Consider the following 2004-nt stretch of genomic DNA (forward strand, 5'->3'; position numbering starts at 1 on the left):
GGACGGTGAGGGGGCGAGGCGTGCTAGACGATCCGCCGCGACGCCAGGGAGCGCGCGGTGACGGCCAGAGGGGGCAGCGGTGACTTCAACGTCGACAAGTCGGCGGGGTCCCTACTTGGTTGGCTATGTACGCGACCAACTCGAGACGCCCCTGACGCTTGTCGGGGGATTCTTCCGGATGTGCGTGCTCACCGGGAAGGCGCTGTTCCGCTGGCCGTTCCAGTACCGGGAGTTCATCCAGCAGTGCTGGTTCATCATGCGGGTGGCGTTCCTGCCGACCATCATGGTGTCGATCCCGCTGACCGTGCTGCTGATCTTCACGCTCAACGTGCTGCTCGCCCAGTTCGGTGCGGCTGACCTGTCCGGCGCCGGCGCCGCGATCGGCGCCGTCACCCAGCTCGGCCCGCTGACCACGGTGCTGGTGGTCGCCGGCGCCGGCTCGACCGCGATCTGCGCCGACCTGGGTGCCCGCACCATCCGCGAAGAGATCGACGCGATGGAAGTGCTCGGCATCGACCCGATCCACCGGCTGGTGGTGCCCCGCGTCGTCGCCGCGACCCTGGTCGCCACCCTGCTCAACGGCCTGGTGATCACCGTGGGCCTGGTCGGCGGCTACCTGTTCGGCGTCTACCTACAGAACGTGTCGGGCGGCGCCTACTTGGCCACCCTGACCACCATCACCGGCCTGCCCGAGGTCGTCATCGCGACGGTCAAGGCCGCCGTCTTCGGCCTGATCGCCGGACTGGTCGGCTGCTACCGCGGCCTGACCGTGCGCGGCGGCTCCAAGGGCCTGGGCACCGCGGTCAACGAGACCGTCGTGCTCTGCGTCGTCGCGCTCTACGCCGTCAATGTGGTGCTGACGACCATCGGCGTGCGGTTCGGGACGGGGCACTGACATGTCAACTTCCGCCGTCTTTCGCTCCCGCTTCCCGCGGGCGGCAGAGAACCTCAACCGCTACGGCCTCGCGGCGTCCCGCGGCCTCGACGACATCGGCCAGATGGCGTGGTTCGGCACCGTCGCGGTCGGGCACATCCCGCACGCGCTGCGTAACTACCGCAAGGAGACGCTGCGCCTGATCGCCCAGATCGGGATGGGCACCGGCGCCATGGCGGTCATCGGCGGCACCGTCGCGATCGTCGGCTTCGTGACGTTGTCCGGTAGCTCGCTGGTCGCCATCCAGGGTTTCGCCTCGCTCGGCAACATCGGCGTCGAGGCGTTCACCGGGTTTTTCGCCGCGCTGATCAACGTGCGCATCGCCGCGCCCGTCGTCACCGGCATCGCCATGGCCGCCACGGTCGGCGCCGGCGCCACGGCGGAGCTGGGTGCCATGCGCATCAGCGAGGAGGTCGACGCCCTGGAAGTGATGGGCATCAAATCGATCTCGTTCCTGGCCTCCACCCGCATCATGGCCGGCCTGGTCGTGATCATCCCGATCTACGCCATGGCGATCATCATGTGTTTCCTGTCCCCGCAGATCACCACCACGGTGCTGTACGGGCAGTCGAACGGCACCTACGAGCACTACTTCCGAACGTTCCTGCGTCCCGACGACGTGTTCTGGTCGTTCCTGGAGGCGATCATCATCACCGCGGTCGTGATGATCACCCACTGCTTCTACGGGTACAACGCCGGCGGCGGTCCGGTCGGCGTGGGTGAGGCCGTCGGCCGCTCGATGCGCTTCTCGCTGGTGTCGGTACAGGTTGTCGTGTTGGCCGCCGCGTTGGCGCTCTACGGCGTCAACCCCAACTTCGCACTCACGGTGTAACCGCCATGGCCCGACCGATTCAAACCAACGCCCCACGGACCCCGCCGTACAAGCTGGCCGGCGTGGCGATCCTGGTCGTCGCCGCGATCGCGCTGGCCCTGGTCTACGGGCAGTTCCGGGGCAACTTCACCCCCAAAACCCAGCTGACCATGCTGGCGGCGCGGGCCGGGTTGGTGATGGATCCGGGTTCGAAGGTGACCTATAACGGGGTGGAGATCGGCCGGGTGGGGTCGATCTC

Annotated in this window: 3 protein-coding genes; all 3 read left to right on the forward strand. The window is 67.8% G+C overall.

Features of this window, described 5'->3' with window-relative positions:
- The first annotated feature begins 79 nt into the window (after window positions 1-79).
- A complete protein-coding gene (locus ACYQ8K_RS29985) occupies window positions 80-895 on the forward strand; it encodes an MlaE family ABC transporter permease (protein WP_459974989.1) in 816 nt (271 codons plus the stop codon).
- A gap of 1 nt (window position 896) precedes the next feature.
- Window positions 897-1766: an ABC transporter permease gene (locus ACYQ8K_RS29990; RefSeq protein ID WP_459974991.1), complete on the forward strand. Its 870-nt coding sequence runs from the start codon at window positions 897-899 to the stop codon at window positions 1764-1766.
- Window positions 1767-1771: 5 nt separating this feature from the next.
- A partial coding sequence (locus tag ACYQ8K_RS29995) for an MlaD family protein (protein ID WP_459974993.1) occupies window positions 1772-2004 on the forward strand: 233 nt, incomplete at its 3' end.

The sequence above is a fragment of the Mycobacterium sp. MUNTM1 genome, assembly GCF_054660795.1.

Excerpts from the sequence above, each read along its gene's own strand:
- ACYQ8K_RS29990 (WP_459974991.1), top strand. The coding sequence starts at position 897 with ATGTCAACTTCCGCCGTCTTTCGCTCCCGCTTCCCGCGGGCGGCAGAG.